The organism is uncultured Ruminobacter sp., from assembly GCA_902764345.1.
In the GTDB taxonomy this organism is placed as follows: Bacteria; Pseudomonadota; Gammaproteobacteria; order Enterobacterales; family Succinivibrionaceae; genus Ruminobacter.
In genome coordinates this window covers 1-3,890 of record CACWVT010000094.1, presented here as the reverse complement: position 1 = coordinate 3,890, position 3,890 = coordinate 1, and the positions used below count along the sequence as shown (strand labels likewise).

Genomic DNA, 3,890 nt, shown 5'->3' with positions numbered 1-3,890 from the left:
GCCAAACTCAGAACCGCCGTAAACACCGGAAATACCGGCAACAGTTCTGCAGTTGCCATGAGATTCAGTGAAAATGACGTCATCGCCGGCAGATACCTTGTTAACCGTAAAATCAACCGTAATTCAGGTGAGGCTGACATCTTTGAGGTTCAGGACCTTCAGGAGAACAATACCGTTAAGGCCCTTAAGCTCTTCCGCAGAAAGGATGCCATTAAGAGTGACGTGCTCTCAAGACTCATGAACATTGATTCCCCCTACGTGGCGGCATTTTCCGACAAGGGGGAAATCAACGGCTTTACCTACCTTGTCATGCCGTACTACGGCAAGGGCAGTCTGGCATCCTACATTGAACGGGGAATAACCTTCTCCCCTGATGAAATCAGAACCCTTATTCTTCCTTCCGTCCTTGGCGGGCTTAAGGCCGTTCACGATGCGGGGATCATTCATAAGGATCTCAAGCCTGCGAACATGATGATTGCCGATGACGAATCACACATTGTGCTCATCGATTTCGGCATCAGCTCCGTTGCCGACGGCGGTACCATGGTGGTTACTCAGACAGGAAGATCTCCTTTCTACTCTGCTCCTGAAACCGCCACGGGACTCTTCTGGACAGGTTCCGACTACTACTCCCTCGGTATTTCCCTCTATGAACTCAATACCGGATCAACCCCGTACGGGAATGCTGAGACTTTGACCCGGCACTGAAGGATCTCATCGACGCTCTTACCTACAGGGACATCTCCTTCAGAAACGACGAATCAAATCCGAACAGAAGATGGGGGCATGATGAAATATCCCGCTGGCTCAGAGGAGAAAAGCTTCCGGTTCCGGGCCGCATCCCGAATGCGCAAAGCCTCATGAATTCCGGAGCGGACGGTTCTTCAGTGATGCCGTATATCTTTAAAGAAAAAAAGTATTTTGCCGTGGAGGAAATCACCAAAGCCCTTCTCGACTCCTGGGATGCAGGAAAAAAGGAAGTATTCCGCGGATTCACGGCAAAATACTTTGAGCTTACGAACAACGCAGAGGCAATGAACCTCTGCCTTGCGGCAGAACGGGAACTTGAAGGATATCCGGATGATGCCGACGGCATCTTCTTCAGACTTATGTACGGACTCTTCCCGAGAAAGGAAATCATCTGGAAAGATCAGCGTTTCAGTGACATGCATGAGCTTGCCGAAAGGCTGAAAACAGCCGTCACGACGGAAGATCCGGACTTTCTTGATTCCATGGTATCTTTTCTGACTCCGAGAAACATGGAGGTCTACACCGCTGACGACTCTCTTGATTCCGAAACAAAAGAAAAGCTGATGACCGCAGCCTCACGTATGGAAGCAATGAGGAACATATCCCCGGGGCCCGTTCCGCCGGAGGAATCGGCCTTCATCAGAGAAGTCCGTGAAGAACGGAGCTTTGCCACGGAAGCCATGGAAAAATTTTCATCCATTCCGGAAGATGAATTCATCAGAAGGGAACCATATGCATTCAACGGCATAAAATACGACGACATCACCACGGCACTGCTCAGCTCATGGAATGAAGGTAAAAGAATTGCCTTTAGCGGTTCGCTGGCAAAACATTACGGATTTCATGAAAACCCTAAGGCTGTCGAACTCTGCCACAATGCAGAACGGGAATACGGTGAAAACCCCGAGGACGGCGACGGCATATTTTTCAGGCTGATGTACTCCCTCGTACCCAGAAATGAAATCTTCTGGCAGGGATTCAGGTTCGGTGACATTGAAGAGCTGGAAAACAGACTGAAGATCTCGGAAGAATTCGGGGAAAAGTCAGTTACGGAAACGCTGAGGCAGTTTCTCTGCGGAAGGAATCTGGATGCATACACCGGTAATGTGGGATTAAGCCCGGAGCTGCTTGAGCAGACGGATGAGCTTGGGAATCTGATTCTGAGCCCCGCCCTCAAAAATGACATCAGCACCCTGCTCTGCTGCAGGGAAAAAAGACTGAGCTCACCTTCGCTTACGATGAGCATGTTTTCTGACAAACCGGCAAAAACTGACCTTCGGGAACGGAGCATTGCCGGCGGCAGCCCGGAACACCTTGTCAACATGGCATATATTCTTCCGAACATTCTGTTTAACGAGCAGAATTTCAACATGAGCGGCAGACATTTCAATTCCGTAGCCGAATTCAAAACATGCGTTTCCGAATACCGCCGCAGCAGATTTGTTGATTTTATAAACTACACGCTCATTGCCGGAAACAGACTAAGATCCCTTAACAGAATGTTCTCTGCGGATGAAACGGAACAGCTGAAGCAGGATCTGCCCCTAATCCTGTCAGCTCAGGAAATAAGCTGGAACGGCATCATAAGCTTCGACGGGTACGTTTTTAAAAATACCGCCGAGGCGGAAAAATACTACACGTACCTTGAAGAGCTTCTGAAAAATCTGCGAAACGACGCTGACAAATGGAACGATCTGGAAAACAGCAGATTTTCCGTTACGGGAGGTTATGTCTCCGACAAATCCGCCCTTAAAAATAAAGAAGACGGCAGAGAACTTATACTGAAACGGAAGTTTCACGAATTCAGATCCGGATACATGAATTTCATGCGGGAACATGCCGCATCCGGAATTAAAAGCCATTGGATTGAAACCAGACTGCCGGCCTACTCCGTCATCTCGGGAGAAATATCCGAAGGCGGAACGGTGTTTTTCGGACGTACGCCGAAGAAACGCGGAGAACCGGAGAAACAGATTGAATGGACCGTTCTTGAAATTGACGATAAGCATGACAGAGTACTGCTTCTTGCCCGTCAGGCATTTTCAGTAACATCCCGTGAGATTGACATTATCGGCATGCTGCGTAATTACGCCGGATACATTATCAGCATTGCCCTCATGACAGCCGCAGTGATAAGTCTGATTTACATGGTGAAATACGGTTTTACCGGCTTTAAATCAGTAATGACTGCAGCAGTACTTATCATATTGTCACTGTATATGATGAGAAATGCGATTAATCATTCCCGCTCAGCCGGTACTGCCGGCCGCCCTTCTCATAAAAGATGGCTAAACAGAACCTTCAAAAACAGGTTCTTTTCAGAGGAGGAAAAAGGATTCATACACGTAACGCCGACCCTTTCAAACATCAGAGGTCTGAGCCCGTCCTATGACAAAATTTTCATTCTCAACAGTAATGAATACCATAAATACGGAAAACACATTCCGAAGGAACCGTGCATGTTAACGGATGAGGACGGAAACAGACTGTCAGCATCATGTCTCTGGTGGCTTAGCGATCACCTGTATACCGATAACAAAATGGCGGAAGCTGTTAATGAGACCGGCTCAATAGTCCTGCACCCGACGGATGACCTGAACTGCGGTATCCGCCCGGTAATCTGGCTGGAAATAAGCCATACCGGAAACTCCGAACCATGACGGTTTAAAGACCTGGCACACGTTCATTCCGGACAGGAATGACGACACCGTCATGCCCGTCCGAAAAAAATCAGCGGGAAATCCTCTGAAAATACATATTTAGGCATCTTACTCACATTTTTTTTTGGACAACCGCCGCAGATTTATATACTATTTTTCCCGTAGAATAATGTTTTTCAGAATCCGGCAGGCATAATGGCGGATATTTAATTTACATCGAAAATCCTCCTGAATCAGGAGCAGATGAGCTAAGGGAAATCATCAATGTCAGACGAAACGGTCATAAACTGCAGCAGCAAAAGCAGCAGCAATAACGATAAAACTGTCATCAATACCGGCAGTTCCTCAGGAACCGTCATCAACAGCGGTTCCGCATTCTCTGCCAAACTCAGAACCGCCGTAAACACCGGAAATACCGGCAACAGTTCTGCAGTTGCCATGAGATTCAGTGAAAATGACGTCATCGCCGGCAGATACCTT

At 47.9% G+C, this 3,890-nt stretch carries 3 protein-coding genes; all 3 read left to right on the top strand.

What is annotated here, in order from left to right:
* Positions 1-708 (top strand): serine/threonine-protein kinase (locus QZU58_RS10080; protein ID WP_294496481.1); only part of this gene is annotated, 708 nt, incomplete at its 5' end.
* 152 nt (positions 709-860) lie between these two features.
* On the top strand, positions 861-3,410 hold the full coding sequence (locus QZU58_RS10075) for a DUF6273 domain-containing protein (protein WP_294496479.1): 2,550 nt from the start codon (positions 861-863) through the stop codon (positions 3,408-3,410).
* A gap of 264 nt (positions 3,411-3,674) precedes the next feature.
* On the top strand, positions 3,675-3,890 hold a 216-nt coding region (locus tag QZU58_RS10070; RefSeq protein WP_294496477.1), incomplete at its 3' end, for a hypothetical protein.